This is a genomic window from Rhodococcoides fascians A44A (genome assembly GCF_000760735.1).
Lineage (GTDB): Bacteria > Actinomycetota > Actinomycetes > Mycobacteriales > Mycobacteriaceae > Rhodococcoides > Rhodococcoides fascians_E.
Window position 1 is genome coordinate 80,447 of the sequence record NZ_JMEX01000007.1, and the last position, 26,609, is coordinate 107,055.

The following is a 26,609-nucleotide window of genomic DNA, read 5'->3' on the forward strand; positions in this document are numbered from 1 at the left end:
CGCGGGGCGGGACAATCGCCTTCGGCTACTTTCGTCCCGCAGCCCATTTCATGCCCCAGCCGTACTTCTTGTCGAGATCCGACTGGCTGCCCTGGATGTATTCCACCAAGCGGGTTACGGTGACTCCCTGTTTCCCGCTCTCCAGCAACGCAATTGCGCAGATTCGAGCGGAGTTGCTGTCCGACTCGAGCTTCACCTCGACCTGTGGACCCGAGGTCGGGAACAGGGTGACGACGCCGTCGACTGCGGCCCAGTTGGGGGCGCCCTCGTAGATCATCGCGAAGATCAGGACCCGCTTGAACATCTCGGGGCGGGCGAGGTTGATGTGCATGTTCTCGCCGCCGACGACAGTGCCCGAGCGATCGTCACCGTCCAGTGCGATGTACGGAGCGCGATCGACCGCGCCGAAGCTGTTGCCGAGCGCCTGAATGACGCCCTTGGAGCCGTCGGCGAGTTCGTAGAGGCAGCCGAGGTCGAGGTCGACGCCGCCGGTCCCGTAGGACGCCGCGGCCAGCTTCGCCAGAAAGCCCTTCTTCTTCGGTGCGGGGGTCGCACCCGTCGACCAGTTCAAATTGACACGCATCGTGCCCTGTGACTCGCCCGCCTTCGTCAGGTTCACCGAGGGCGCCGACTTGGACAGCGTCACCTTGCTCAGGCTCACTGCGGGCGTTGCCGGGGTCGAAGGCTTGCGGGTGTAGTCGATCGCCATGAAATTTGCCTACTCGTCGTGGTGTCCGTTTTGCCTTGTCCGAGAATAGCGGGCAAACGTGTCGGTACCCCTCGGTACGGTTCTTTTCATCAGCTTCACCCGCGCGAGTCCGCGCACTTTCTCAGGAGGTTTTCTTTGACGAATCCACAGTTGTCTCTGGTGGCCGCGTTGCTCGACCGCTCGGGTTCCATGAACGCCATTGCCGATGACACTCGCGGTGGTTTCGACTCGTTCATCGCGAAAGAGCGTGCGCACGAGGGTGACACGGTGGTCACTCTTGCGCAGTTCGACGATCGCTACGACATGGTCTACAGCTCGCAACCGATCGATTCGGTTCCGCCTCTCGTGCTCGAGCCTCGGGGCATGACGGCGCTGTACGACGCCATCGGCCGGCTCATCACCGATGTGGGCTCGGAGCTCGCAGCAACACCCGAGGACGAGCGTCCTGGTTCCGTCACCTTCCTCGTGATGACCGACGGTCACGAGAACGCGAGCAAGGAGTGGAGCAACACGGCTGTTCGCACCCTCATCGAACAGCAGGAGCGGGACTATCAGTGGGACTTCGTGTTTCTCGGCGCCAACATCGATGCAGTGGACGTGGGCACCGGCCTCGGCTTCGCCCGTGACAAGTCCATGACGTACGTGTCCACCACCGTGGGCGTCACGTCCGCGTTCGATTCGGTGGCGAGCTATCAGAGTCGCAAGCGCGCCTCGGTGATGGGGGCGCCCCCGGTGCAGGGCTTCTCGGAGGAGGATCGTCGCCGAGCTCGAGGGGAGTGAGCGAGCCCGCTACCGCCTGGGGGCGAACTGTTTTCGGTATGTCGTGGGTGCAACCGCGAACGCCGAAGCGAAGTTCTGGCGAAAGGTCACCGTGCTGCCGAATCCGCAGGCAGTCGCGACGTCGTCGATGGATTTCGTCGTCGTCTCCAGCAGGCTCCTGGCTTCGTCGAGGCGTCGATCCAGCACCCACCGTGCGGGCGTGGTTCCGGTTGCCGACTGGAACTGCCGGATGAAGCTCCGCCGGCTCATGTGCGCACGTTCGGCTAGCCGGTCGATCGGTAGAGGCTCGTGCAAGCGTGCAAGAGCCCACTCCAGGACGTCGGCGATGGTCGTGTCCTCGGCGTGCGTGACGGGCCGCTCGATGTACTGGGCTTGACCGCCCTCGCGGTGGGGTGCCACGACGAGGCTGCGCGCGACGGAGGTGGCCGCGGCGGATCCGAGGTGCTTGCGGACGATGTGCAGGCACGCATCGATCGACGACGCGGTTCCCGCCGACGTGAGGACGTCGCCGTGGTCCACGTAGAGCACCGAGGAGTCGGGTTGTGTCTGGGTGGTCCTCGCTTGCAGTTCCGCCATCTTGGTCCAGTGCGTGACGGCCGGGCGGCCCGCGAGGATGCCTGTGTCGGCAATCGCAAAGGAGCCGAGGCACAGTCCGGCGACCTCTGCGCCGCGCCGATGAGCTTGTCGTATGCGTGAGCCGAGTTCGACGTCGACAGGCGGCAGGGACACCGGCCAGGACGGGACGATCACGATGTCCGCCCATTCGATTGCCTCGGGTCCCGCGAGGTCACCCAACGAGTAGCCCTCGGCCGTCCTTACCTGCTGTGCATCGTCCGACCACACGCGCGTTTGCCAGTCCTGCGCCTCGTCGAGTCGAGTGACCTCGCCGAACACCATGAGCGGCGCGGCGAGATGGAACATGGTGATTCCATCGAATGCGTACAGCGCAATCTTCATACCCCTCCAACTGTGGCGCAAAGTCATCGAAAGTATGCATCCGTGCCACTAGTCGGCGCAAGAATCAGGCTGAAGAATCGGAGCTACCCAACACGAGGAGGATGACCATGACTGCACCACGCCGCGCGCTGATCGTCGTCGACGTCCAGCAGGAGTACTTCGACGGTGTACTGAAAATTCAGTACCCACCGCGCGAGGAGTCGCTGGCCAACATTGCCAGCGCCATCGAAGTTGCTGCCTCGCAGGATATTCCGGTTGCGATCGTGCAGCACGAGATGCCGGAAGGGTCGCCCGCATTCGTCAAGGGCACACCCGCCTGGGAACTCCATCCGCGGATCGCTGCGCTGGTACAACCTACGTTCGAACGCGTCGAGAAAAAGTTCAGCAGCGTGTTCGAGGGAACCTCCGTCGCGGAGTGGTTGACAGCCAACCGGATCGACACGATCACGATCGTCGGATACATGACCAACAACTGCGACCTGGCCACGGCAGCCGGTGCGGAGGCGCTCGATGTCAGCGCTGAGATCCTCTCCGACGCCACCGGCGCGATCAATCTCGCGAACGAGGCCGGCACGGTGTCGGCAGAGGATCTGCACAGCACGTTGATGGTGCTCTATCAGTCCAACTTCGCCGCGGTGGCGTCGACGTCGGACTGGATCGAGGCCGTCAAGTCCGGATCGAGCCTCACCGCGAACAACCTGGTCGTGTCCGCGGCCCAGGGGAACGACACTTTCGGAGGAGAGTGACCTCAGCGTCGACGGCTTGCGCTCCGTGATTCGCGGTTCGTCAAGCGGGCGCCTGCCTCGTCGAGAAATCGAAGGAACATACGAGTTTTTCGGACCAGGTGTTCCTCGACCAACGGAGAGCAATCGACGCGCGCCACCACGGCAACCGCGTCGGGCGCGACGCGAAATGCCATGTCGGGCCACGATTCTGCCAACCGAAGTATCGACGCGGGTGTGGGCGGCTCCCCGGTGTAGGTTGCCGAGTACTCGACGACGGCCTCGTCGTCGAGTACTCGGATGTGCGCGTCGCGGACGAGGCGATCCACGGCGACAGGTCCTAGCACGGCGAACACACGCGAGGTCAGATCGTCGTCCGTTCGGGCTCGGCTTCCGTCGAGGATCCAACCCGGCGAAGCGCCGGTGGCGTCGAGCGCCAGAAACGATGGGTGGCTGATCCGTCCGAAATCCCGGAACAGTGTCATGACCGTGCGGGCAATGGGCGTGCCGTTGCCGCTGATCCTGAGCTCCGTGCCGTCCGAGTGCGACCGGGCGGGGCTGGCGCGCCACCGGGCGTACGCGAGGGTCGTTCGCTCCTCCGCAGTGCGTGCGTCGAGTAGCGACCTGGGGACGTGCGCCACCGCGTCGACGAGGTCACGGTCCTTGGTGAGAACCACCGACAGTCCGCTCACCTGCCAGACCGAGTCCGACAGAAGGGTGAGGGTCTGGGGTGCGCGCATGCCGTCGAGATACCGGCCCAGGCGGGCAGCGAACACTGTCCAGGACGTGTTCACTTCCGTGTCGAAGTCAGGGTCCTCGATCATGAGGCCTCCTGAACTGGACAAGTTTTGAACTACCCGAACCATGATAACTACTGGTCCGACGGGTGCGGGCCCACTGGGTGGGCCGAGGGTTGCGCTCGGATTGCTACGCCGTCAAGATTCGAGGGGCAAACGACTTCGGGTGGGAGCGAGTGCGGTGACGGCTGTTCGACGTGGGTTCCTGGTAGTTCTGCTCCTCCTGGTGGCCTCCGGGGCGACGATGTTCGCCCACGCTGATCCGCCGCCCTCACTGCAGCAACAGGTCGAGCGATGGGCCTCGGGCATCGGGGCGCCGAGTATCTCCGTGCAGATCGTCGATTCCGACGGGCTCATCGACGACGCCTCGTCGGGGCCGGATGCCGGCGCCCCCTTCGTGTGGGGTTCGGTGTCGAAACAGCTCGCGGCAGCCACGGTTCGAGGGCTGGAGCGTGACGGCCTTCTCCAGGACGACACCGTCGTCGTCGACGTCCTGCCGCAGGCCGAGCACCTGCTCGGCGACCCGCAGGTCACCGTCGGTGACCTGGTTCGTCACACCAGTGGGCTACCGCACGACGTCTCCGTCACCGACGACTGGACCCGTCGGGAATCCGCGTCGGATGTTCTGGCGTCGATACCGCAACCGAGCGGAATGGGCGAGCGAGGCACGTTCCGGTATTCGAGCCTCAACTATCTGCTCGTGCAGGCCGTGGTCGAGCAGGTCTCCGCCGGGCAGTATGCGGATGCCGTCCGCCGGTACGTTCTCGATCCTGCGGGCGCGTCGGGCACCATCACCGATCCCGACGCCTTCACCGCGGCCGTCCCGGACGGTCACGTTCCGTTCTTCGGGACCTCCAGGTCGGTGGACGTGGGCGTGGATTCGGCGGGGCTCGGTTACGGATACCTGGCCGGGACGATCGAGGACCTCGGCCGGTACGCGTCGTGGCGGCTGGACAACCTGGGCGATCCCGTGGTGGCCGAGACCGGTCACGGCACGGCGTACGGCGACGGTCTGTACAACGAGGACATCGATGGTCACGACGTGTGGTGGCACTCGGGTGCGGTGCCCGGCTACTACACCTACGTCGCGTTGGTGCCGGGGGAGGACCGCGCAATCGTGCTGGCCACCAACCGGTATGGCGAGATCGAGGCCGAGCGTGTGGCGGCCGTCGGCAGAAACGTGACGACTCTGGTGCTCGACGGGTCCGCGTCGGATCTGCCGTCGTCGATGGCGCCGGCGGTGTTGGGCACCCTGCTCGGACTCGCGACTGCTCTGCTGGCGGCGTCGGGATGGTCGGTCGTGCGTGGAACGAGAGAGCGCTCTGCTGTGGGTGCGATCGTTCGGAGCGTCGCCGCTGTCGTGGTGGGAGGGGCAGTGATCGTCGGCGTCCTGATCGGTGTCCCGGCTTTGGCGGGCGGTACGTTGTCGGCGATGTGGTTGTGGGCGCCGGACGTGACCGTTGCGTTCTGGGTGTTGCTCGCGGCGGTCTTCGTCGCCACCGTAGTTGTGGTCATAAAATCCGCGGCCGGGTACCGAAAACTGCGTTCTCGCACTGCCGAGGGGTGACGAGCAGGCCCTGCTCGGCGACGCCGACGGGGCTACCGATGGGTAACTAAGCCGTACCCAACACTGCCCCGCACGGACTCGCGTCGGCAAGTTTAAAGTTGGAGGTGGACGCATCCAAAAGACGACGTTGAAACAGAGGCAAAGGCGAACATGACAGCAAAACAGCCGACCATCATCTACACCCTGACCGACGAGGCGCCGATGCTGGCGACTCACGCGTTTCTGCCGGTCATACGTGCTTTTGCCAGCGCGGCCGAGATCAACGTCGAATCCAGTGACATCTCTGTCGCCAGCCGCATCCTCGCCGAGTTCCCCGATTACCTGAACGAAGACCAGCGCGTCACGGACAACCTGGCCGAGCTCGGGCGCCTCACCCAGGACCCCGACACCAACATCATCAAGCTGCCGAACATCAGCGCCTCGGTCCCTCAGTTGCTCGCAGCCATCAAGGAGCTGCAGGACAAGGGCTATGCCATCCCGGATTACCCGGGCAACCCGAAGACCGACGAAGAGCGCGAGATCCGCGACCGCTACACCAAGTGTCTCGGCAGTGCAGTGAACCCTGTTCTGCGTGAAGGCAACTCGGATCGCCGCGCACCGAAGGCCGTGAAGGAATACGCCCGCAAGCACCCGCACAGCATGGGTGAATGGTCGCCCGCGTCGCGCACACACGTTGCACACATGCGTCACGGCGACTTCTACCACGGCGAGAAGTCGATGACGGTCGACGGCGACCGTGAGGTGAAGATGGAGCTGCTGACCGAGAGCGGCAAGACCGTCGTCCTCAAGGAGAAGGTGTCGCTGACCGACGGCGACGTCATCGACAGCATGTTCATGAGCAAGAAGGCGCTCATCGAGTTCTACGAAGAGCAGATGGAGGACGCCTACAAGACGGGCATCATGTTCTCCCTGCACGTCAAGGCCACGATGATGCGGGTGTCGCACCCCATCGTCTTCGGTCACGCGGTGAAGGTCTTCTACAAGGACGCGTTCGCCAAGCACGGCGAGCTGTTCGAGGAGCTCGGCGTCAACGTCAACAACGGCCTCTCGGATCTCTACAGCAAGATCGAGTCCCTCCCCAGCGCACAGCGTGAGGAGATCATCGACGATCTGCACAAGTGCCACGAGAAGCGCCCCGAGCTGGCCATGGTCGACTCGGCACGCGGCATCTCCAACTTCCATTCGCCCAGCGACGTCATCGTCGACGCATCCATGCCCGCGATGATTCGCAGCGGCGGCAAGATGTGGGGAGCGGACGGACGGCCGAAGGACACCAAGGCAGTCAGCCCCGAGTCGACGTTCTTCCGGATCTACCAGGAGATGATCAACTTCTGCAAGACCAACGGGGCGTTCGACCCCACCACGATGGGCACCGTTCCCAACGTCGGTCTGATGGCGCAGAAGGCCGAAGAGTACGGCTCGCACGACAAGACGTTCGAGGTCCCCGAGGGTGGCGTCGCGAACATCACCGACCTGGCGACAGGTGAGGTCCTGCTGACTCAGGACGTCGAAGAGGGTGACATCTGGCGTCTGTGCATCGTCAAGGATGCGCCGATCCGCGACTGGGTCGCTCTGGCGGTGCGCCGCACCCGTGAGTCCGGCATGCCGGTCGTTTTCTGGCTGGACCCGTACCGCCCGCACGAGAACGAGCTGATCGGCAAGGTGCGCAAGTACCTGAAGGATCACGACACCGAGGGTCTGGACATCCAGATCATGTCGCAGGTCCGCGCCATCCGCTACACGATGGAGCGCCTCATCCGCGGGCTGGACACCATCTCCGCGACGGGCAACATCCTCCGCGACTACCTGACCGACCTGTTCCCGATCCTCGAGCTCGGCACGTCCGCCAAGATGCTCTCCATCGTTCCCCTGATGGCAGGCGGCGGACTGTACGAAACCGGTGCAGGCGGCTCGGCTCCGAAGCACGTCAAGCAGCTCATCGAGGAGAACCACCTCCGGTGGGACTCGCTGGGTGAGTACCTCGCCCTCGCGGTCAGCCTCGAAGACCTCGGCACCAAGACAGGCGGCAAGGCAACGGTTCTCGGCAAGGCGCTCGACGCTGCCACCGGAAAGCTCCTCGAGAACAGCAAGGGCCCGTCGCGCTCGACCGGCGAACTCGACAACCGCGGAAGCCAGTTCTACCTCGCCCTGTACTGGGCCGAGGAGCTCGCCGCACAGACCGAGGACGCGGATCTGGCGAAGCACTTCGAGCCACTGGCAAAGGCCCTGGCGGAGAACGAAGATCAAATCGTCAAGGAGCTCAACGACGCTCAGGGCGCAGCCGTGGACATCGGCGGATACTACTTCCCCGACCAGGAAGCCACCGCCGCCGTCATGCGTCCGAGCAAGACGTTCAACGAAGCTCTGGCCGGCTTCATCGCCTGACCCCACGTGAGCGGAACGGAGCCTGCGGGTCAGTCCGCAGGCTCCGCTCCCAGCACGCCAGGGCCTAGATGTCCGCTCACGAGCGGCGAGTACGTGCCACGGCGAAGCCTCCGACCATGAGGACCGCGGCAACGGTGAGGCCGAGAGTCGGGGCGGCCAGTGACAGCAGTAGAGGTACCGCAAAGCCGAGGTAGACGAAGCAGTAGTACACCGCTACGGCGCTGGAGAGATCGCCGCCCACCGGGATGTTGTTCTCGACGATCATCAGTCCGGAGACGAGCAGCATGCCGTAGCAGCTACCCAGCAGCACACACGCGAGAACGATCAGTCCGAGCGACACCGCGCCAGTAGTCGCCAATGCCGCTGCTGCCGAAGCGAAACCGACGCAGCCGAATGTGACTCCGGTGGCGACGGGGATCATGGCCCCTCGGCCGGCCAAGCGCCGAGCCGTCGGCTGCACGGCGATGCCGGTCCAGAGCGTCAGTGCAGCTACGGCTCCGGTGAACGCGACGGACAAGGAGCCGGTGACGTCGGAGATGTGCGGCGGCAAGGTCGCGAAAGCGACTGTCGCCGTGCCGAATACCCACGGCGCCCATGGTGCGACACCGGCGATGAACCAGCTCTGGCCGACGACGCCTGCCGTGGGCGCCTTCCGTTCGACTGCGCGCGCCCGTGTCTCGGGGACGCGCCACACCGATGCGCCCGTGGCGACCATCATCACCAGGTGGACCAGATAGGGCAGTACGTCGGGCATCGGTAGCCACTGTGCGATGAGTCCAGCGAACAATGCTCCGCAGCCGAAGCCCGCCGACAACGCGACCGCGGTACGACGCGCACCTGCGCCTGGACTGTCGCTGAGTTCCTTGATCCAGGCACCGCCTGCGGTGAAGGCCATGCCGGACGCGACACCGGCCAGCACGCGACCGAGATACAGCAGGCCGGGCATGTCGGCGCCGAGAGCGAGAATCACCGTCGACACCATCGCGACGCCGACCATCGGTCGGACGATCGCGCGGCGACCGACTCGATCCGAGAGTCTTCCGAAGTACAGTAACGACGGAATCAACCCCAGCGCATACGTGCCGAGCATCGCGGTGAACGCGGTGCTCGTCAGGCCGGACGTGTCCCGGTACACCAGCTGCATCGGAGCGAACTGGTTCGCACCCCAACTCACGGCGAACACAACGGCGACCACACGCATCCAACTCACGGGCATTCCCGTCATCCTTCCTCGCCGATGCTCCGGTCGATGTGGCAGACGTTGCCAGCGTCGACCGCGATTCTGTGTCGATTGTGGTCGTATGTTGCCCACTGCAGGAAAAGTAGGTTCACGACAATGAACGGTGGAGTCTGGGTGGGGCGATCGGCCAGGGCCATCGCCGACGACGTGCAACACGGGCGAGTTACCGCCCGCCGGGTCGTCTCCGAGCATCTGGCTGCGATCGAGCGCGGCAACGACAAGCTGAACGCGCTGGTCACCGTCTGCGGATCCGAGGCGTTGTCGGCGGCGGACGATCTCGATCGCCGGCGCAAGGCCGGGGAAACACTCGGCCCGTTGGCGGGCGTGCCGTTCAGCGTCAAGGACACCATCGCTACCGCCGGGGTCCGTACCACTGCCGGGTCGCGGGCATTGGCGTCGAACATCCCGGTGCACGACGCCGCTGCGGTGGTTGCGTTCAAGAACGCAGGCGCGGTTCTGGTGGGCAAGTCGAATGCTCCGGAATTCGGGTCGTGCGGTTTGACACGCAACGATCTGTTCGGCACGACGGCGAGTCCGCTGATCGCCGACGGGGTGCCGCGCTCTCCGGGTGGATCGAGCGGAGGTGAGTCGGCGTCGGTGGCGGCGGGGTTCAGTGTGCTGGGGTTGGGGACCGATTTCGGTGGTTCGGTTCGGTGGCCGGCTCATTGCACAGGGTTGATGTCCGTGCGCCCGACACAGGGCCGGATCGACGGAACCGGGCAGCTTCCCGGTGTGCTCGACGATGGGCATGTGCTGGTGAACCCGGTAACAGCGCACGGAGTCATTCAGACGATAGGTCCACTTGCACGGAATCTGGGCGATGTGAAGCTCGCACTCGACGTGCTTTCCGGCCCGTCGTGTTCGCGTCCGGCAGATGCGCCCACCGTCACGTGGGCTTCGGGGGACGGCACGGTTCCTGTCGATGTCGAGATCGTCGATGCAGTCCAGGCTGCGGCGGCCGCGCTGGGTGCACGACGCTACGAGGGCGGCGCTCTGGCGCAGGCGAATTCACTGTTCGGCGCACTGCGTGCCACAGAGTCGCACTCCGATGTTCGGGCCATGGTCGGCGACCGCATGGATCTGCTCACCGACGAGTTCCGATCCACCCTCGAGGCTCCGCGGGTCTCGGGCGCGGAGGAGTTGTGGGCGACACGGGCGAAGCTGATCCGGCAGTTCAGAGCTGAGATGGGTGATGTTCTGCTGATGCCGGTGGCGTCGATTCTGGCCCCGCCGGTGGGGCTCGAACGCTTCTCCGTGGACGGCCGAGAGTTGACGTGGATGGATGCCCTCGCGAGCTCACGCGCCATCAGCGTGCTCGGTCTCCCGTCCGTGACGGTACCGATAGCCCGCGCACGCAACGGTTTGCCGATCGGTATTCAGATCATCGCTCAGCCCTGGCGTGAGTGCGACGCTTTCGCGGTGGCCGAGACACTCGCCCGCCCCTGAAGCGGAAGGGCGGGCGAGACCGAGTCAGATGACTGCGCGCTTGCGCAGGTCGACGATGTCGTCGGCGCTGAGGCCGAGTTCGGTGAGTACCTCGACGGTGTCTGCGCCGAGTGCGAGCGGCGGCGCACTCTTGACCGGCAGCGTTTTGCCGTCGACCCAGAACGGGCCACGCACGACGGGCGTTCGACGTCCGTCGGGGGTCTCGGTGTCCTGCACCATGTTCAGAGCACGCACCTGCGGGTCGGCGAAGACTTGGTCGATGGTGTGAATCGGGCCGCACGGTATTCCGACCGCACGCATTGCGGTGATCCATTCCGCCGCGGTCTTGGCCGTCAGGAGTTCGAGAATTTCTTTGGTCAGGCTGTCGCGGTGCTGTAGGCGGAGTTTGCCGTCCGCGTATTCGGGCTTGTCGGCGAGCTCGGGCGCGCCGAGTACCGAAGTGAGCGCTGTCCAGTGCTTTTCGGTTCCAGTGGCGATGGTGATGGGAAAATCGGCGGTGTCGAAGACGCCGTACGGTGAGATGGACGGGTGAGTGTTGCCGGTGGGCTGCGCCACACGGCCGGTGCTGATGTAGTTCTGTGCCTGAAACGTCATGATAGAGATTGCGGACTCGAGTAGGGAGGTCTCGACGCGTCGTCCGCGTCCGTCGCGTTCACGCGCTGCAAGCGCTGCGGAGATTCCGAGCGCGGCGTAGATGCCGGACACCGTGTCCACGATCGGAATTCCGACGCGCATCGGTGCGCTGCCTGCATCGCCGGTCACCGACATCAGGCCGGACATTCCCTGCGCGACCTGATCGAGCCCGGCGGCGAGGTGATCCGGCCCGACGGGTCCGAACCCGCTGACGCTCATGATGATCAACCGCGGATTCTCGCGTTCGAGTTCGTCGGGGTCCAGTCCCATGTCGACCAGCACGCCGGGCCGGAAGTTCTCGATCAGCACATCCGCATCGAGGACCAAGCGCCGCAGTATCTCTCGGCCGTCGTTGCTCCTGAAGTCCACGGCGACAGATCGTTTGCCGCGGTTGACCGAGGTGAAGTACAGACTTCGCTCGTCCTCGAACGGTGGCCACTGACGTGAACTGTCGCCGGTGCCGAGTGGTTCCACCTTGATCACCTCGGCGCCGAAGTCCGACAGCAGTGATGTGCACAACGGGCCGGCGAGTGCCCTGGTGAGATCGAGAACTTTCGTCCCGCTGAGTAATCCGTCCATCGAAAGTATCCCTCGCTCGTCTCGTCCACTGGTATGCCCTCAGACGATGGCCGAGGCACCGGGGGCGGCGCGACGGCGACATTGCACAACGACGACGCCGACTTTTCGGCGCTATGTGTGCCCGGGCAGCCAGTCCGTTGCTTATAACCTGAGTCCAGGCGAGTGAACGGAGGATCGAGCGATGCGTGAGATATCACCTCAGTTGTACGCATGGCTGCAAGCCGGAGACGATGCCGCGCTGGCGACCGTGACCCGCACGTGGCGATCGTCCCCTCGCAGGCCGGGCGCTGCTATGGCGGTGAACCGCCGTGGCGAGGTGATCGGCAGTGTGTCCGGCGGATGTATAGAAAGCGCGCTGTACGAGACGGCTCGGGACGTACTTGCCGACGGCAACTCGCGCGTCGAGATATTCGACGTCACCGACGACGACGCATACGGCGTCGGGTTGACGTGCGGGGGACGCATCGAGGTACTGGTGGAGTTCGTCCATCACGGGGATTCTCCGATGTCGGACGTGTGCCGCCGACTTGCTGCGGACGAACCGGTTGCCGTGTTGACCACCCTCGCCACGGGCATGCCGTCACGGCATCTGATCGTCGACGCCAAGTCTGCCTCGGGGGATCTGCACCTGACACGGACGCAGGTTCGGGACATCATCGCCAGGCTCGAATACGGTGAGTCCGACGTGTTCGTCGCAGCGGCCGGGACGCTGGCCGATAGTGACGTTCTTGTCGACTTCCACCGGCCACTGCCACGCATGTATGTTTTCGGGGCAATCGACTTCGCAACGGCTGTCAGCACACTCGGTGTGTTCGCCGGGTATCACGTCAGCGTGATCGACGCCCGGCCAGTCTTCGCGACACGTGCGAGATTTCCGTCGGCGCACGAGGTGATCGTCCGGTGGCCGGACAAGTTCTTGGCAGAGGCTCCCATCGATTTGCGAACGGTGATCGTCGTCCTCACCCACGACGAGAAATTCGACATCCCGTTGCTGAACATCGCCCTGCGTTCCGACGCCGGGTATGTGGGCGCGATGGGCAGTCGGTCCACCCATGCGCGACGGGTGGATCTACTGCGCGAGCGAGGAATCGACGCACAGCAGCTCGCCCGCCTGCACTCGCCTATCGGACTCGATCTGGGAGCTCGAACTCCCGCAGAGACTGCGTTGTCGGTGATGGCGGAGGTCACCAAGACGGTACGTGGTTCCAGTGGCGACGAACTGCGCTTCGGCCGCGGACCGATTCACGGGCTCGTTTCGTCTGCTTGACCTGTTGTCCTGCCGCGCGGGGCAGTGAGCGTTAGGATCGACGTTTCCCCCGCGAACGAAAACCGAGGTGCCAGCCCAGTGTCCGTACCCATTCTGGACAGCGAGATTCCACTCGAAGAGCTGCTTCGATCGGCGCTGTTGCCGTCCTCCTCGGTCGTCGTGGGAGATGTCGACGGGGTGGCAGTACACGGGGTCGGGTTCATGGCGGTTCCGGACATCGGGCCGTGGCTCCGGAGTGGTCAGCTGTTGATCACGTCTCCGCGCACGCTCGGCCTGCTGACCGAGGCGGCGTCGACGTTCGTTGGGCGTCTGAGCTCGCGTGGAGTCGTGGCGCTGGCGGTGCAGTTCAACAGTGACGGCTGGAATCTCGAACCGGAGATGATCGATGCCGCTGCACAGCTCGAGCTTCCGATCATCGCCTATCACGGCGACGGCGACCACCCACTCGCCCGCGGTCGAGCGCGCATCGAAGCGGCGCAAGTCGGCGCGATGTTCGAAGCCGAGCGCATCAGAAAGCTGTTGGTCGACATCGTCATGGCAGGAGGTGGCCTGACGGATCTGGCCGAGGTAGCGTCGCGTGAGTTGAACGGCACCGTCTTGCTGACCACGTCCGACGGCCGCGAGATCTGTCGAGCGGGCGATGCGGGCGGACGCAGGAGGTTGTCGACCAGTCCCGCCCTCGACTCGACGGGGCGGCTCCGAACCGACACCGTCGAAGGCGGTCTCGGCATGCACGTCTTCGACGGCCACGCCAGTGCGGTCGCGGCCGTCTCCGCCAACCACATCGACCACGGGCGAATGGCGCTGTTCGCGTGGGACCGCGAGATGGCCGAACACGACCTGTACCTAGTGGAGCGCGCGGCTGCGGTGTGTGCACTGGTGGTGACTCGTCAGCAGGCAGTGGCGTCGGTCGAGGAACGGCACCGGGCAAACTTCATTCACGATCTGATGTTGGGTCGTGCCGGAGACTCGGATCACGTTGTCTCGCATGCCAAGACGTTCGGCTGGGATTTCGACAGGCCCTTGGTCATCGTCAGTATCGAACCTGATCCGGTGGTCGACGAATCGTCGAGTTCGGTGCACCGACTTCCTGTCGTCGATCGTCAGGCGATGGCGTTCTCCGGCGCGATCGCGCACCGGGACCCCGGCGCGGCGGTGACGGCACTGACTGGAGAAACGGTCATAGTCATGGGCGTCGGGTCCGACACGATGGCATTGGTGCGGGATTTGGTGAACGTCGTTCGCGGCGAAGGTGGCGGCGGCAGAAGGCCGTTCAGTGTGGGAGTATCGCGCACTGCGGGCTCGACCGACGGCGTTCCGTCCTGTTACAGCCAGGCTCGCACGGCGTTGACTGTCGGTCGTCGCATTTCGGGTCAATGGTCGCTCACGAATTTCGACGACCTGGGTGTCTACCGCCTGTTGTCGCTCGTGGAGGACGAGGACGAGCTCGAGAACTTCGCGCGAGAAACGCTGCGTGAGCTGACCGAGGACACTGCGGAGGCGCAGGACATGCGAAACACACTCGAAGCGCTACTGGCAACGAACATCAATATCGCGGAGACCGCCCGGAAGCTCCATTTCCACTACAACACACTGCGTTACAGGGTTGTGAAGCTGGAGAAAATCCTGGGCTCGTTCACCGAGCAGCCGGAATTGCGGTTGGACCTGTCTTTAGCACTGAAGATAATCGCGATGCGCGGCATCAATCACTAAATCTGCCAATCCGAGCCCGCTCGATCTGTCAGATTGTCATCACTCGGGCCCTCTCCGCCTGTAATAACGTTCAGGTTCACCACGGGGCGATCTGTGAGCTGGAACACAGAACGCGGGCGCCCTCCTCTTCGTGAAAGGCTGAACATGCCGATTTGGACGTTGCATGGGGATGGCAAGACGGTGGCGCCGGGTGAAGTCGTCGCTCCCGGTGAACGGCTCAGCTGGGGGCGGACCATCGGACTCGGTGGCCAGCACGTCGTATCGATGTTCGGTGCGACGTTCGTGTTTCCGATCATCATGGGTCTGAATCCGCAACTGGCAGTGATGATGTCAGGGTTCTGTACCATCTTCTTCCTTCTGGTGGTCAAGGGCCGGATTCCGAGTTATCTCGGAACGTCCGCTGCGTTCGTCGGCGGCATCGCCGCGATTCGGGCGCAGGGTGGCACCTCGGCGGAGGTCACCGGTGCGATCCTGGTGTCCGGCCTCGTGCTCGGGCTCATCGGCGTCGCTGTCCACTTCCTCGGCGGCCGCCTCATCTTCAAGTTGCTTCCGCCCGCCGTCACCGGGGCGGTGGTCATGTTGATCGGCTTCAACCTCGCACCGGTGGTGGCCGGCCTCTACTGGCCGCAGGACCAATGGATCGCGCTGTTCGTGATGGCAGCGTTGATCATCATGTCCGTCGCGCTTCGCGGCTTCATGGGTCGGATCGCGATCTTCCTCGCGTTGATCCTCGGTTACGCCGCGTCGTGGGCGCTCGACCGTCTCTCCGGGCCGATAACGTCGTACGACGCGAACGTCGGCGAGATCACCGAGCACTTCCGCGTCAACTGGGACCCTGTTGTGTCGGCCTCCTGGTTCGGTCTACCGCCGTTCTCCGACGAGGCCAACGGTGTCGTCGGCATCCACGCCCCGTCGTTCAGCCTCACGTTCGTCGTACTGGTTCTGCCCGGTGTCATCGCGTTGATCGCGGAGAACGCTGGTCACGTCAAAGCTGTCGCGGAAATGACCAAGGAGGACCTCGACCCGTACATGGGCCGTGCGTTGGCCGGTGACGGGTTCGCCACGGCAATCGCCAGCGGCGTCGGTGGCTCACCGACGACCACTTACGCCGAGAACATCGGCGTCATGGCCGCTACGCGCGTCTATTCCACCGCCGCGTACACCGTGGCCGGCATCGTTGCCATGCTGCTGGGTTTCTCGCCCAAGTTCGGCGCGTTCATCTCGGCCACCCCGGGCGGTGTGCTCGGCGGCATCACCGTTGTCCTCTACGGCATGATCGGCCTGCTCGGAGCCAAGATCTGGAAGGAGAACGGCGTCGACTTCGGCAACCCGCTGAACATGATGCCCATTGCTGCCGGCCTGATCATCGGTATCGGCGACGTGTCCCTGACGTTCAGCGACACCTTCTCCCTCGGCGGCATCTCGCTCGGCACGATCGTCGTGATCCTCATGTACCACTTGTGCCGATTCGTCGGAGCCCGCAATCCCGAGTTGGACCGTTATACATCGGGCACGTCCGAGGGATCGACACCGAGCAAACAACTGACCTGATTGTGACAGGCATCGTGCGTGACTGTTGTCACAAGTAGACAAGTTACCTCCGTTTCCGGACAGGCAGGATCGAGACATGAAACCGTCGCCGCTGACATACCACCGGCCCACCACGATCCCGGAGGCGTGCCGGATACTCGCCGAGGTCTCGTATGAGGGCAAGGTCATGGCGGGTGGTCAGTCACTCGTCCCGCTGCTGTCGATGCGGTTGGCCGCACCGGCGCACATCGTGGACATCGGAGCGGTGCGAGACCTCGATTCGATTGTTGCCTCCGGTGATTCGGGCGTCGAGTTCGGCGCGCTGGTCACGCACTCCGTACTGCACGATCACCCTGCAGCCCGAGAAGTTCAGCCGTTGTTGAGCCGAGGCCTGCATCTGGTGGCGCATCCGACGATTCGCAACCGCGGCACCACCGTCGGATCGATCGTGCACGCGGATCCCTCGGCCGAGATGCCGGCCGTGCTGTCGCTGCTCGGCGGAGAGGTCACGGTGCAGTCGACGCGGGGTCAGCGCGTGATCGCGTCCGCCGACCTGTTCGCCGGGCCGCTCGAGAGCACGCTCGAGCCCGACGAGATCGCTCTGGCCGTGCGCGTACCGGCAGGGCGAGCGGGAGTCGGTACCGCTATCGACGAGATTGCCCGACGGCACGGCGACTACGCGTTGGTCGGTGTCGCGGCCCAGGTGGAAGTGGTGGACGACTACGTCGTCACCGCGAAGATGACATACATTTCGGCAGGAGAGCTCGGTCTCGTCGTCGATTACAGCGACACCCTGGCCGGGGCGTCGGCGACCGACGAGCGTGACCCCAAGTGGCGTGCGCTGGGCGAGCTGGCCCGCGACACCGTCGAGACCGACGCCGACATCCATGCCACGGCCGCTTACCGTTCTCAGCTGGTGTCTGCGCTGACCAGTCGAGTCGGACTCGCGGCGGCCGCGGACGCACGCACACTCGTGAGGAGCAGAACCAATGCCTGACAAAACCATCGACGATCAGCTCGCGGAGCTGCAGGCCGACACCGGCGAGCATCACGTCGCCGTCACGTTCACGCTGAACGGCGTCACCGAAACCGCGGTCCTGCCGTCTCGGACCCTGGCGTCGGATGCGATTCGACATCACCTGCGCCGCACCGGAACACACGTCGGCTGCGAGCACGGTGTGTGCGGGGCGTGCACGGTGTTGCTGGACGGCAAGCCTGTCCGATCCTGCCTCGTGCTCGCAGCGGGCTTGGAAGGCCACTCGGTGACGACGGTGGAGGGACTCGTCGAACCCGACGGCACGCTGCACCCGGTGCAGCAGGCGTTCAAGGACTGCCACGGTCTTCAGTGTGGTTTCTGTACTCCGGGATTCGTCACGACGATCGCGGCATTCCTCGAGGACAACCCGAATCCGACGCACGACGAAGCGACCGATGCCATTGCCGGAAACTTGTGCCGCTGTACCGGATATCAGAACATTCGTGCATCGGTGCTCCGCGCCGCCGAGATCAAACGTGAACGGGCGGGGGAGTTCCCGCTCGGCGTCGACGACGAAGCCACCCGTGACGCGCTCGACCGTAAGGTCCGCGGCGCGACTGCACCTGTCGGTGGAAAGGCGGGGAGGGCATGACAACCCAGATCGACACCGCGCACGTGGTAGGCGCGTCGGAGAAGTTCTTCGGCAAGCCCATTCCGCGGGAGGAGGACACGCGTCTGCTCAGTGGGCAGGGCCGTTACCTCGACGACCTCGGCCACGGCGCGCTGATCGCGGCGTTCGTGCGTTCCCCGCACGCGCACGCGAAAATAATCGACATCGACATCGATCCGGCGCTCGATGTGGCAGGCGTTCACGCCATCTACATCTACGACGATCTGGTCGACGATTCGGAGGAGATGGCGGAGAATCTGCCACTGCTTATTCCGCATCCCGCGATCGTCGCCGCGCGCAACGGATATCCGCTGGCCAAGGACGAGGTCAACCACGTCGGTGAGGCCATCGCCATGGTCGTCGCGGACAACCGCTACATCGCCGAGGATGCGTGCGCGAAGATCGACGTGACGTACGAGATGCTCGACCCTGTTGTGGGTATCGACACCGCGCGCACTGCCGCCAAGGCGGTCCACGCCGATGTGCCGGACAACGTCGCGGCACGGCTACAACACGGATTCGGCGATGTCGACGCCGAACTGGCGGCTGCACCCAACCGTCTGACATTGGATCTCGAGATCGAGCGGTCCGCCTCGATGCCCATGGAAGGCAAAGGCGTCTACGCCCGCTGGGACGGCGACGAGAACGTACTGACGTTCTGGACGTCGACGCAGACCTCCACGTCCGCGCGCGCCGCCATCGCAGCTCGACTCGGCATGGCACTGAACAAAGTTCACTGCATCGCGCCCGATGTCGGCGGCGGTTTCGGTGTCAAGATCGTCCATCCCTGGCCGGAGGAGGTCATGGTCACCTGGGCTGCCCGACGCCTCGGCCGCGCCGGCGTATCCAACGAGGTCAAGTGGGTTGAGGACCGCCGTGAGCATTTCATCTCGAGCGCCCACGAGCGTGGCCAGATCCAGAAGGTCGAGATCGGTTTCGACGACGACGGACATCTGCTCGCTTTCGACTTCACGTTCTGGCACGACAACGGCGCGTACCTGCCCTACGGCATCATCGTCATGATCAACACGGCCACACAGGTGCTGGGACCGTACAAGCCGAAGTCCTTCCGCGTCGACGCGTACTCGCTCTATACCAACACGGTGCTGGTCACGCCGTATCGCGGCGCCGGACGGCCTCAGGCGGTGTTCGCGATGGAACGTGCGATGGACGCCATCGCCGATCATCTCGACAAGGACAAGATCGCCGTTCGTGAGATCAATTTCGTTCGGCCCGAGGACATGCCGTACGACTTCGGGCTGATGTTCCAGGACGGGCGCCCGTTGATCTACGACACGGGCGACTACCAGGCCGGCATCGACAAACTCAAGAAGCTCGTCGACTGGGATGGCTTTCCCGAGTACCAGAGGAAGGCGCGAGCCGAGGGTCGTACTGTCGGCATCGGTATCGGCGCGTACGTCGAAGGAACCGGACCGGGACCGTACGAGGGCGCACATGTTGTCGTCGAGACGTCCGGCAAGGTCAAGGCCGCGACGGGGTTGACGACGCAGGGGCAGGGACATCAGACCGCGTTCGCGCAGATTGTCGCCGACGACCTGGGCGTGAAGGTGTCCGACGTCGAGATCGTCACCGGCGACACCCGTCGCTTCGGCTACGCCGTCGGTACGTTCGCCTCACGTGGTGCGGTGATGTCGGGTTCGGCGTTTCATGTCGCGGCGCAGATGGTCGCTGAGAAGGCGAAGAATGTGGCGTCGGGAATCCTCTCGGTGGATCCGAGTGATCTGGAGCTGCGCGAGGGACATGTGTGTGTGGTCGGCACCGAACCCGGTGTCGACGGGACATCGGTACCTCTCAGCGTCGTCGCGGTGCTGTCGAATCCGCTGCGCTACGCCTTCGACAAGGAATCCAAGCTGGCCACGGGTTTCGCCAAGACCAACCCGGACATGACGAAACCGCCGATTGCGGAGGGCGACCAGCCTGGGCTCGAAGCCACCGGGTACTACTCGCCGCCGCACTCGACCTTCGCGTCTGGGGTGCACGCTGCCATCGTCGAAACCGATCCGATCACCGCCGAGATCACCGTGCTGCGGTACGTCGTCATTCATGATTGCGGCAATGTCATCAATCCCCGCATCGTCGAAGGACAGGTCCAGGGTGCAGTGGCGCAGGGCATCGGCGGAGCGTTGTACGAGAAGATCGTCTACGACGAGCACGGGCAGATGCTCAACGCCTCCTACATGGACTTTCTGATGCCGTTCGTCACCGAGATGCCGAACACGTTGGAAATGGACCATACGGTGACGCCGTCGGGCCTGAACCCATTGGGAATGAAGGGTGCAGGCGAAGCGGGCGTGATCCCCACCAGCGCCGTCATCGCCGCAGCCATCGAGAACGCCGAAGGCATCCCCATCACATCCATGCCTATCTCACCGTCGGAGTTGTTCGAGCTCCGCCTCGCGCACCAGTCAGCACAGGAGAATTCATGAGAATCGCCGGCACCGCACAGCTCACGGCACCTCGCGAGGAGGTGTACGACAACCTGCAGGACGGACGCGTACTCGCCGCGACCATTCCCGGGGTGCAGTCACTCGAACAGCTGACGGACAACCACTACAAGCTGTCCATCATGGCCGGAGTCGCGTCCATCAAGGGAGTGTACGACGGTGAAGTCGTTCTCTCGCAACAGGATCGGCCCCATTCGTTCGTCATGACGGCGTCTGGCGCGGGTGCCCCGGGAACGGTAAAAGCCGACGTCACGGTCACCCTGACCGAGAACGAGGGCGGCACCCTGCTCTCCTACGACGCCGACGCGGTCGTCGGAGGAATGGTCGGAGGCGTCGGGCAGCGCATGATCACCGGCGTCGCGAAGAAGATGGCCGGAGTGTTCTTCAAGAGCATCGACGGGGTCATCGCCAACGGCATTCCGTCGTCGACACCCGAGGCCGCACCGGCCGGTGAAACGGATGCGGCGCAGCCGGACCGGCAGGTCGCAGCAGCATCTGCACCCTCCGTGGCCGTGGCGAGTGCGGGGGGTGCGGACATCCGTACCGTCGTGGTCAGCGCTGCCCTGGGAGCCGCCATCGCCCTCACCGGTGTAGTCATCGGCGGCGTACTCGGACGGTCGAAATAGGTCTGCACTTCAACCGTTCCCCCGTCCGACACTCACTCCGCCCGACGTTCGCTCCGGAAACCGGGGTCCCACTCCATGCTGAACGCCCCGAACCCGTCCGGTTCGGGGCGTTTTTCGTGCCTGTTCACTGGATGCCGAAGACCGCCCGCAGTGTTGGGCAAAATCTGCCAACGACTACGTGATGCACACGCTGTGAAATGGCATTACACGCCAGCGACTACACGGAGGCAGCAGTGGATTCCAGGAAGATTCGGATCGGTATCGACACCGGTGGCACGTTCACCGACATCGTCGCGGTCGACGACGAGACCGGCGCCATCGTCACCACCAAGACACCCTCGACGCCGGCAGACCCCGCGGAGGGATTCCTCACCGGCATCGAGAAGGTGCTCGAGAAGCTCGGTGAGAGCGGTGAGAGTATCGGCGCGGTCAGCCACGGCACGACGGTTGCTACCAACAAGCTGCTCGAGGGCAAGGTAGAGAACCTGGGGTTCATCACCACCGAGGGCTACGAGCACGTGCTCGAGATCGCCCGTCAGTCGGTGCCCGACGGCTACGGCAACTCCTACTTCTGGGTCAAGCCCGATCGCATCGTTCCGGCGGACAGAGTCAAAACCGTCGGTGGTCGTCTTGCGTTCGACGGCCGCGAGATTCGTCCACTCGACGAGGCAAGTGTCCGCACCGCTGCTCAGTTCTTCAAGGATCGCGGGATCATGACGATCGGGGTGTGCCTGATGCATTCCTATGCCGACCCGTCCCACGAGGAGCGGGTCCGCGACATCCTCGACGAGGTGTTCCCGGAAGCGACGGTGAGCATTTCGAGCCAGGTTCTGCGCGAATACCGCGAGTACGAGCGGTCCATCACGACACTCGTCGATGCTGCCGTGAAGCCGAACATCCGCAACTACGTGAACAACATCGCCAACCGGCTGCGTGAGTTCTCCACTGCCGACGGTGAAGCCCGAGACATCCCCTTCTACGTCATGAAGTCCAACGGCGGCGTGCTCTCGGCCAAAGAGGTCGTGCACCAGCCGATCACGACGGTCTTGTCCGGTCCGGCAGCGGGTGCCCTCGGTGCAGCACTGATCGCCGACGCTGCAGGCGTCGACCAAGTTCTCACGTGTGACGGCGGTGGAACATCGACCGACGTCACCGTTGTCGTACAGGGCGAGCCTGCGCTGACCACCGAGGGACGCGTCGGGAACTATCCGTCGAAGATTCCGATGATCGACGTCGTGACCGTTGGTGCAGGCGGCGGGTCGATTGCCTGGATGACTCCCGAGCGCACCCTTCGCGTCGGACCTCAGTCGGCCGGTGCTGATCCGGGACCGTTGTGCTACGGCAAGGGCGGCAGCGAGCCGACCATCACCGACGCCCACGTGCTGCTCGGCCGGATCCCACCGCACTTGCTCGGTGGTGAGATTCCACTCGACACCGAGCTCGCTCGAAAAGGGCTGGAGCAGTTGGCGACAGAGTTGAAACTCGGGTTCGAGGAGTGCGCCGTCGGTATCCTCGAGGTGTCGGCGTGGAACCAGGCGAATGCGTTGCGGCAGATCACCGTCAAGCGTGGTCTCGACGTCAGGGATTTCACCCTTGTCACCTTCGGTGGTTCGGGCTCGCTCCTCGCGTGCAGGCTCATCGACATTCTCGGTCTCAAGGACGTGCTGGTACCACTCGACCCGGGCAACGTGTCGGCATTCGGACTGCTCACCGTCGACGTGCGCAACGACTACGTCCAGACGCACGTCGGTCGTCACGACCGGTTGCAGGTCGCCGAGCTGCAGGAGCTGTTCGATGCACTGGCCGGCAAGGCCGAGATCGCCCTCGCCGACGAAGGTTTCGACGAGACGCAACGCCGGTACGCGCGCACTGCCGACCTCCGGTACATGGGCCAGGCGTTCGAGGTCCGCGTTCCTGTCGGCGACGGGCCCATCACGCCCGAACTCATGGACGCGTCCGCCGAGGCGTTCCACGAGGCGCACCGCGAGCTGTATGGTTACGACTTCCGCGGCGACCACGCTCAGCACGTGGAGTGGGTCAACCTGCGAGTCAGCGGAATCGGGCCCATTCAGCGTCCGGCCGCCCGTACGGTTGCAGCCGGTTCAGGTTCCGAGTCTGCCCGAACCGGTTCCCGTAAGTCCTACTTCGACTCCTGGGTGGATACCACCGTCTACGACCGTGCTCGCCTGGGTGCTGGTGACACGATCGACGGTCCAGCCGTCATCGAGGAATTCAGCTCCACCGTCCCGATCCACCCCGGATTCTCGGCGCGAATCGACACCCACGGAAACATCCGCATCTCCAAGACTTTCGACTCGAACGGAGCGAAGTGATGACTGCTGTACTCGATGCTGCGGCCGCGACCGCAGCCAAGCCCTACCGACTGACCGAGACCGACGGTGCGATCCCGGACCCGATCCTCGTCGAGATCGTCGCAGGCTACCTTGCCAGCGTCGAAATGGAGGTCGAGACGTCCATCTCGCGGACCTCCCGTTCGCCGATGATCCGCGATGCCCACGACTTCCGTGCCGGCATCCACGATCGCAATCTGCGTAAGTTGACGGGTCGTTCGTACTCTGCGTTGGTGCACCCCATCGCCCGTGATTTCCCCCTGGAGACGATGAAGCCCGGAGACGTCTATTTCCACAATGACGTCTACCTGTCCGAAGGCGGAATCGGCCACCTCCCTGACCTCTGCGTCACGGTCCCGGTGTTCGCTCGTACCACTCCCGATTCGGAACCGAAGGTGGTTGCCTTCGTGCAGGCCTTCGGGCATCACGACGACATCGGCGGCTGCTGCCCGGGCTCCATGCCGTCCGGTGCGACGACCGTGTACGAAGAAGGGTTGATGGTTCCGCCCATCAAACTCTGGGATCAGGGAGTGGCCAACGAGGCAGCTCTGCGCATCATGACGCGCAACTCCCGCATGCCCGACGCTTTGGCCGCCGATCTGGATGCCGAATGCTCGGCGTGCCTGATGGGTGCGCGTCGACTGACCGAGTTGTTCGAGCGTTACGGCGTGGACACCATCGAATCCTGCTTCGACGCGATGATGGACGCGACCACCGAGACGTACCGCCGTGAGATTCTGAGCAAGATTCCGGTTGGTGAGTACACGTGGGAGGACTACGCGGAGCACGACGGCGTCGACGAGCCCATGCTGCACACTCAGCGCATCACCTTGACGAAGACGAGGCCCGAGGACGAGGGCGGCGAGCGGCTGATCCTCGACTTCACCGGGACCGGCCCGCAGGCGAAGGGGCCCATCAATCACTGTGGTGACTACGCGGACGGCAACTTCCTGATCAAGTGGCTCGCGCCGATTCTGCGCAATCTCGCCGACACACCCGAGCGCATGGCCGAACTCGACGTCAACGAGGGAGTCGTGCCGCTGATCGAGATGAAGTTCCCCGAGAAGGGAACGCTCATCACCCCGATTTTTCCGGCTCCGACGAACGCTCGAACGTTCGTGATCCTGCGTCTGCTCGGTGTCCTGTCCGGTGTGGTCGCCAAGGCCGTCGACGGCAACATGCCGGCCGATCAGGAGACGATTCGGTACACCGGTGTCTACGGCGAGGACTTCGACGGGCACTCATACCTGATGCGCGAGGTTCTCGGCGGCGGTTCTGGTGGCCGGTATTACGCGGACGGCGAGGACACTATCCACGTCGTGCCGGATTCGCGAAACCTCCCTACCGAATTCAGTGAGAGCCGTTTCCCGTTCATCGTCGAAAAGCTCGGATTGGCCGTCGATTCCGGCGGTGCCGGACGGTATCGCGGTGGTCTGGGGTACGAGAAGCACATCCGGATGCTGAAGGACGCGCACTTCATGTCCATCGCGGACCGTTCGATCCTGGCCTGCTGGGGTGTCAAAGGCGGCAAAGCCGGTCGACCGTTCTCGGTGGTGCTCGACCCTGACGGCCCTAACGAACGTGAGTTCGACGCACTCACCGACGCTGAACCCATCAAGGCTGGGGAAGTGATCCGCATCCGCACTACCGGCGGCGGTGGGTGGGGCGACCCGCTTGACCGGCCGACCCAGGAAGTTCTGCGGGACGTGTCGTGGCGCAAAGTCTCGGTGGACGGCGCGCGGGAGGATTACGGCGTGGTCATCGTCGACGGGGACGCACCGTCGGTCGACGACAACGCCACCGCGACACTGCGCGAGCAGTTGCGCGGAGGTCGCGGTGAGAGTGAACCGTTCTTCGATCGCGGTCCGGGATACGCCCAACTCTCCGGCGGAGACACCTCGGCCGTCTACGATTACGTCTAGGACGGGCTCATGAGCAACGGAACTGTCCGCGGCGCCGACATCGCAGTTGTCGGCGCCGCGGGTAAGACCGGTTCCGCAGTGGTCGACGCGCTCGCGGACACGGTGGGGGTACGACGGCTCGTGCGACGAGCGCGTTCGCAATTCGATCACGAAGTGGAGCTGGAAACCGGTACCGGGCTGCGCAAAGCGCTCCTTGGGTGTCGGGCGGTGTACTTCATCGCCCCCAATGTCCATCCGGACGAGCCCAACTTGCTGCGAAATACGTTGACCGCAGCGGCTTCTGCTGGCGTCGACCATTTCGTGTATCACTCGGTGGCGTGGCCGTACACTCCGGCGATGCCACATCACATGGACAAAGCGAAATGCGAGGACGAGCTGCACCGATCTCCGTTGAAGTGGTCGGTGCTGCAGCCGTGCGCCTACGTCGAGAACTTCGCCGGTGCGTTGTCGGGGGACTCGACGAGGGTGACGTTGCCCTACAGTCCGGATACCCGCTTTTCTTTCGTCCGTCTGCATGATGTCGCAGCTGTCGCCGCGGCCGTATTGACCGAAGGCGAACGACATCATTGCGCGACCTACGAACTCGGCGGTCCGCAGGCCCTGTCGGTTCGTGAACTCCTGCGGGGGTCCGGTGCGGAAATCGAACAGATCTCACTGGACCAGTGGCAGGACTCGGTGAGCGGGTCGATGCCCACGGGGGCGATTGCGCGGTTGCGCGCGATGTTCGACTTCTACGACCACCACGACTTCCTCGCCGGGAGCGCGGCCGTGCAGTTCGTACTCGGCCGGCCGGCGTCGGACGTCGACACGGTCGTCGCCGGCTGATGACCACTGCCACCGACACCCGTGCCGATTCGATGGAGACGATCGCGACGTTGTTACGCAACACGGACGCGGTGAAGGCGCAGTTGGAGGAATCCCTTGCGCGGGTGGGTCTGAATTGGGCGAGGTTCGAGATCCTGCGGACCATAGGGCAATGCGGACCGATGACCTACGAGCAGATCTGCCGCAGGCTCGCACGTCACCGCACCACGATACGAGTGACAGTCGCCGGGTTGGAACGTGCGGGTCTGGTCGAGAGGTACCGCGATTCCGCGCATTCACAGCGCTTGCTGGTGGCCCTCACGAGCTCCGGTGAGCGAACGGTCGAACGCGCGAACACGGTCATCGCACAGTGTGCTGTCATTCGTCGAGTCGATTCCGATGTCGAATTGACCGACGCAGTCTCCTCGGTCGAAGGGTTCGTGCGTGGTGTGAGAGAACACCGCTGAGCC

Annotated in this window: 21 protein-coding genes; 16 read left to right on the forward strand and 5 right to left on the reverse strand. The window is 64.2% G+C overall.

Annotation, left to right across the window (positions count from 1 at the left end; all coding sequences use genetic code 11):
* Positions 1-25: 25 nt before the first annotated feature.
* On the reverse strand, positions 26-709 hold the full coding sequence (locus BH95_RS10835; RefSeq protein WP_033187935.1) for a TerD family protein: 684 nt from the start codon (positions 707-709) through the stop codon (positions 26-28).
* Positions 710-844: 135 nt separating this feature from the next.
* On the opposite strand from BH95_RS10835, the gene BH95_RS10840 reads away from it, so the two are divergent.
* On the forward strand, positions 845-1,489 hold the full coding sequence (locus BH95_RS10840; RefSeq protein ID WP_026347464.1) for a VWA domain-containing protein: 645 nt from the start codon (positions 845-847) through the stop codon (positions 1,487-1,489).
* A gap of 9 nt (positions 1,490-1,498) precedes the next feature.
* On the opposite strand, the gene BH95_RS10845 is transcribed toward BH95_RS10840, so the two are convergent.
* A complete protein-coding gene (locus BH95_RS10845) occupies positions 1,499-2,446 on the reverse strand; it encodes a GlxA family transcriptional regulator (protein WP_020112744.1) in 948 nt (315 codons plus the stop codon).
* Between the two features lie 107 nt (positions 2,447-2,553).
* Here BH95_RS10845 and BH95_RS10850 point away from each other — a divergent pair, with 107 nt between their 5' ends.
* Positions 2,554-3,192, forward strand: coding sequence for an isochorismatase family protein (locus BH95_RS10850; protein WP_208601167.1), 639 nt, complete (start codon positions 2,554-2,556; stop codon positions 3,190-3,192).
* 2 nt (positions 3,193-3,194) lie between these two features.
* On the opposite strand, the gene BH95_RS10855 is transcribed toward BH95_RS10850, so the two are convergent.
* Positions 3,195-3,992 (reverse strand): TY-Chap domain-containing protein, encoded by a 798-nt coding sequence (locus BH95_RS10855; RefSeq protein ID WP_037182089.1) that lies wholly within the window; start codon positions 3,990-3,992, stop codon positions 3,195-3,197.
* Between the two features lie 154 nt (positions 3,993-4,146).
* On the opposite strand from BH95_RS10855, the gene BH95_RS10860 reads away from it, so the two are divergent.
* A complete protein-coding gene (locus BH95_RS10860) occupies positions 4,147-5,532 on the forward strand; it encodes a serine hydrolase domain-containing protein (RefSeq protein WP_244164922.1) in 1,386 nt (461 codons plus the stop codon).
* Positions 5,533-5,682: 150 nt separating this feature from the next.
* Positions 5,683-7,917 (forward strand): NADP-dependent isocitrate dehydrogenase, encoded by a 2,235-nt coding sequence (locus tag BH95_RS10865; protein ID WP_019663294.1) that lies wholly within the window; start codon positions 5,683-5,685, stop codon positions 7,915-7,917.
* 76 nt (positions 7,918-7,993) lie between these two features.
* Here BH95_RS10865 and BH95_RS10870 read toward each other — a convergent pair whose 3' ends face one another.
* On the reverse strand, positions 7,994-9,142 hold the full coding sequence (locus BH95_RS10870; RefSeq protein ID WP_037182098.1) for an MFS transporter: 1,149 nt from the start codon (positions 9,140-9,142) through the stop codon (positions 7,994-7,996).
* Positions 9,143-9,253: 111 nt separating this feature from the next.
* Here BH95_RS10870 and BH95_RS10875 point away from each other — a divergent pair, with 111 nt between their 5' ends.
* Positions 9,254-10,603, forward strand: a complete 1,350-nt coding sequence (locus BH95_RS10875) for an amidase (protein ID WP_019663297.1) — start codon at positions 9,254-9,256, stop codon at positions 10,601-10,603.
* Positions 10,604-10,627: 24 nt separating this feature from the next.
* Here BH95_RS10875 and BH95_RS10880 read toward each other — a convergent pair whose 3' ends face one another.
* Positions 10,628-11,815, reverse strand: a complete 1,188-nt coding sequence (locus BH95_RS10880) for a CaiB/BaiF CoA transferase family protein (protein WP_020112749.1) — start codon at positions 11,813-11,815, stop codon at positions 10,628-10,630.
* 181 nt (positions 11,816-11,996) lie between these two features.
* On the opposite strand from BH95_RS10880, the gene BH95_RS10885 reads away from it, so the two are divergent.
* The 11 genes from BH95_RS10885 to BH95_RS10935 all read left to right on the forward strand — a co-directional run bounded on the left by BH95_RS10885 (position 11,997) and on the right by BH95_RS10935 (position 26,606).
* The gene (locus tag BH95_RS10885; protein ID WP_026347467.1) at positions 11,997-13,082 is read left to right on the forward strand and encodes an XdhC family protein; all 1,086 of its coding nucleotides are present in this window, start codon (positions 11,997-11,999) and stop codon (positions 13,080-13,082) included.
* A 78-nt stretch (positions 13,083-13,160) separates the two neighbouring features.
* Positions 13,161-14,795: a helix-turn-helix domain-containing protein gene (locus BH95_RS10890; protein ID WP_019663300.1), complete on the forward strand. Its 1,635-nt coding sequence runs from the start codon at positions 13,161-13,163 to the stop codon at positions 14,793-14,795.
* 144 nt (positions 14,796-14,939) lie between these two features.
* On the forward strand, positions 14,940-16,346 hold the full coding sequence (locus tag BH95_RS10895; RefSeq protein WP_051127781.1) for a uracil-xanthine permease family protein: 1,407 nt from the start codon (positions 14,940-14,942) through the stop codon (positions 16,344-16,346).
* 76 nt (positions 16,347-16,422) lie between these two features.
* Positions 16,423-17,322 (forward strand): FAD binding domain-containing protein, encoded by a 900-nt coding sequence (locus BH95_RS10900; RefSeq protein WP_037182099.1) that lies wholly within the window; start codon positions 16,423-16,425, stop codon positions 17,320-17,322.
* Positions 17,315-17,953, forward strand: a complete 639-nt coding sequence (locus BH95_RS10905; RefSeq protein ID WP_019663303.1) for a (2Fe-2S)-binding protein — start codon at positions 17,315-17,317, stop codon at positions 17,951-17,953. The genes BH95_RS10900 and BH95_RS10905 overlap by 8 nt, the downstream gene beginning before the upstream one ends.
* Positions 17,950-20,418: an aerobic carbon-monoxide dehydrogenase large subunit gene (gene cutA, locus BH95_RS10910; protein WP_037182100.1), complete on the forward strand. Its 2,469-nt coding sequence runs from the start codon at positions 17,950-17,952 to the stop codon at positions 20,416-20,418. Before BH95_RS10905 ends, cutA begins: the two co-directional genes overlap by 4 nt.
* Positions 20,415-21,062: an SRPBCC family protein gene (locus BH95_RS10915; protein ID WP_019663305.1), complete on the forward strand. Its 648-nt coding sequence runs from the start codon at positions 20,415-20,417 to the stop codon at positions 21,060-21,062. The genes cutA and BH95_RS10915 overlap by 4 nt, the downstream gene beginning before the upstream one ends.
* Positions 21,063-21,295: 233 nt before the next feature.
* Positions 21,296-23,395, forward strand: coding sequence for a hydantoinase/oxoprolinase family protein (locus BH95_RS10920; RefSeq protein ID WP_037182351.1), 2,100 nt, complete (start codon positions 21,296-21,298; stop codon positions 23,393-23,395).
* Positions 23,395-25,335: a hydantoinase B/oxoprolinase family protein gene (locus tag BH95_RS10925; protein WP_019663307.1), complete on the forward strand. Its 1,941-nt coding sequence runs from the start codon at positions 23,395-23,397 to the stop codon at positions 25,333-25,335. The genes BH95_RS10920 and BH95_RS10925 overlap by 1 nt, the downstream gene beginning before the upstream one ends.
* 9 nt (positions 25,336-25,344) lie before the next feature.
* Positions 25,345-26,160 (forward strand): NmrA family NAD(P)-binding protein, encoded by an 816-nt coding sequence (locus tag BH95_RS10930; RefSeq protein WP_037182106.1) that lies wholly within the window; start codon positions 25,345-25,347, stop codon positions 26,158-26,160.
* A complete protein-coding gene (locus BH95_RS10935) occupies positions 26,160-26,606 on the forward strand; it encodes a MarR family winged helix-turn-helix transcriptional regulator (RefSeq protein WP_019663309.1) in 447 nt (148 codons plus the stop codon). Before BH95_RS10930 ends, BH95_RS10935 begins: the two co-directional genes overlap by 1 nt.
* Positions 26,607-26,609: the final 3 nt, after the last annotated feature.

Coding starts and splice junctions, on each gene's coding strand:
- BH95_RS10835 (WP_033187935.1), bottom strand. CDS start 709: ATGGCGATCGACTACACCCGCAAGCCTTCGACCCCGGCAACGCCCGCA.
- BH95_RS10845 (WP_020112744.1), bottom strand. CDS start 2,446: ATGAAGATTGCGCTGTACGCATTCGATGGAATCACCATGTTCCATCTC.
- BH95_RS10850 (WP_208601167.1), top strand. CDS start 2,554: ATGACTGCACCACGCCGCGCGCTGATCGTCGTCGACGTCCAGCAGGAG.
- BH95_RS10855 (WP_037182089.1), bottom strand. CDS start 3,992: ATGATCGAGGACCCTGACTTCGACACGGAAGTGAACACGTCCTGGACA.
- BH95_RS10865 (WP_019663294.1), top strand. CDS start 5,683: ATGACAGCAAAACAGCCGACCATCATCTACACCCTGACCGACGAGGCG.
- BH95_RS10870 (WP_037182098.1), bottom strand. CDS start 9,142: ATGACGGGAATGCCCGTGAGTTGGATGCGTGTGGTCGCCGTTGTGTTC.
- BH95_RS10875 (WP_019663297.1), top strand. CDS start 9,254: ATGAACGGTGGAGTCTGGGTGGGGCGATCGGCCAGGGCCATCGCCGAC.
- BH95_RS10880 (WP_020112749.1), bottom strand. CDS start 11,815: ATGGACGGATTACTCAGCGGGACGAAAGTTCTCGATCTCACCAGGGCA.
- BH95_RS10885 (WP_026347467.1), top strand. CDS start 11,997: ATGCGTGAGATATCACCTCAGTTGTACGCATGGCTGCAAGCCGGAGAC.
- BH95_RS10895 (WP_051127781.1), top strand. CDS start 14,940: ATGCCGATTTGGACGTTGCATGGGGATGGCAAGACGGTGGCGCCGGGT.
- BH95_RS10900 (WP_037182099.1), top strand. CDS start 16,423: ATGAAACCGTCGCCGCTGACATACCACCGGCCCACCACGATCCCGGAG.
- BH95_RS10905 (WP_019663303.1), top strand. CDS start 17,315: ATGCCTGACAAAACCATCGACGATCAGCTCGCGGAGCTGCAGGCCGAC.
- cutA (WP_037182100.1), top strand. CDS start 17,950: ATGACAACCCAGATCGACACCGCGCACGTGGTAGGCGCGTCGGAGAAG.
- BH95_RS10915 (WP_019663305.1), top strand. CDS start 20,415: ATGAGAATCGCCGGCACCGCACAGCTCACGGCACCTCGCGAGGAGGTG.
- BH95_RS10925 (WP_019663307.1), top strand. CDS start 23,395: ATGACTGCTGTACTCGATGCTGCGGCCGCGACCGCAGCCAAGCCCTAC.
- BH95_RS10930 (WP_037182106.1), top strand. CDS start 25,345: ATGAGCAACGGAACTGTCCGCGGCGCCGACATCGCAGTTGTCGGCGCC.
- BH95_RS10935 (WP_019663309.1), top strand. CDS start 26,160: ATGACCACTGCCACCGACACCCGTGCCGATTCGATGGAGACGATCGCG.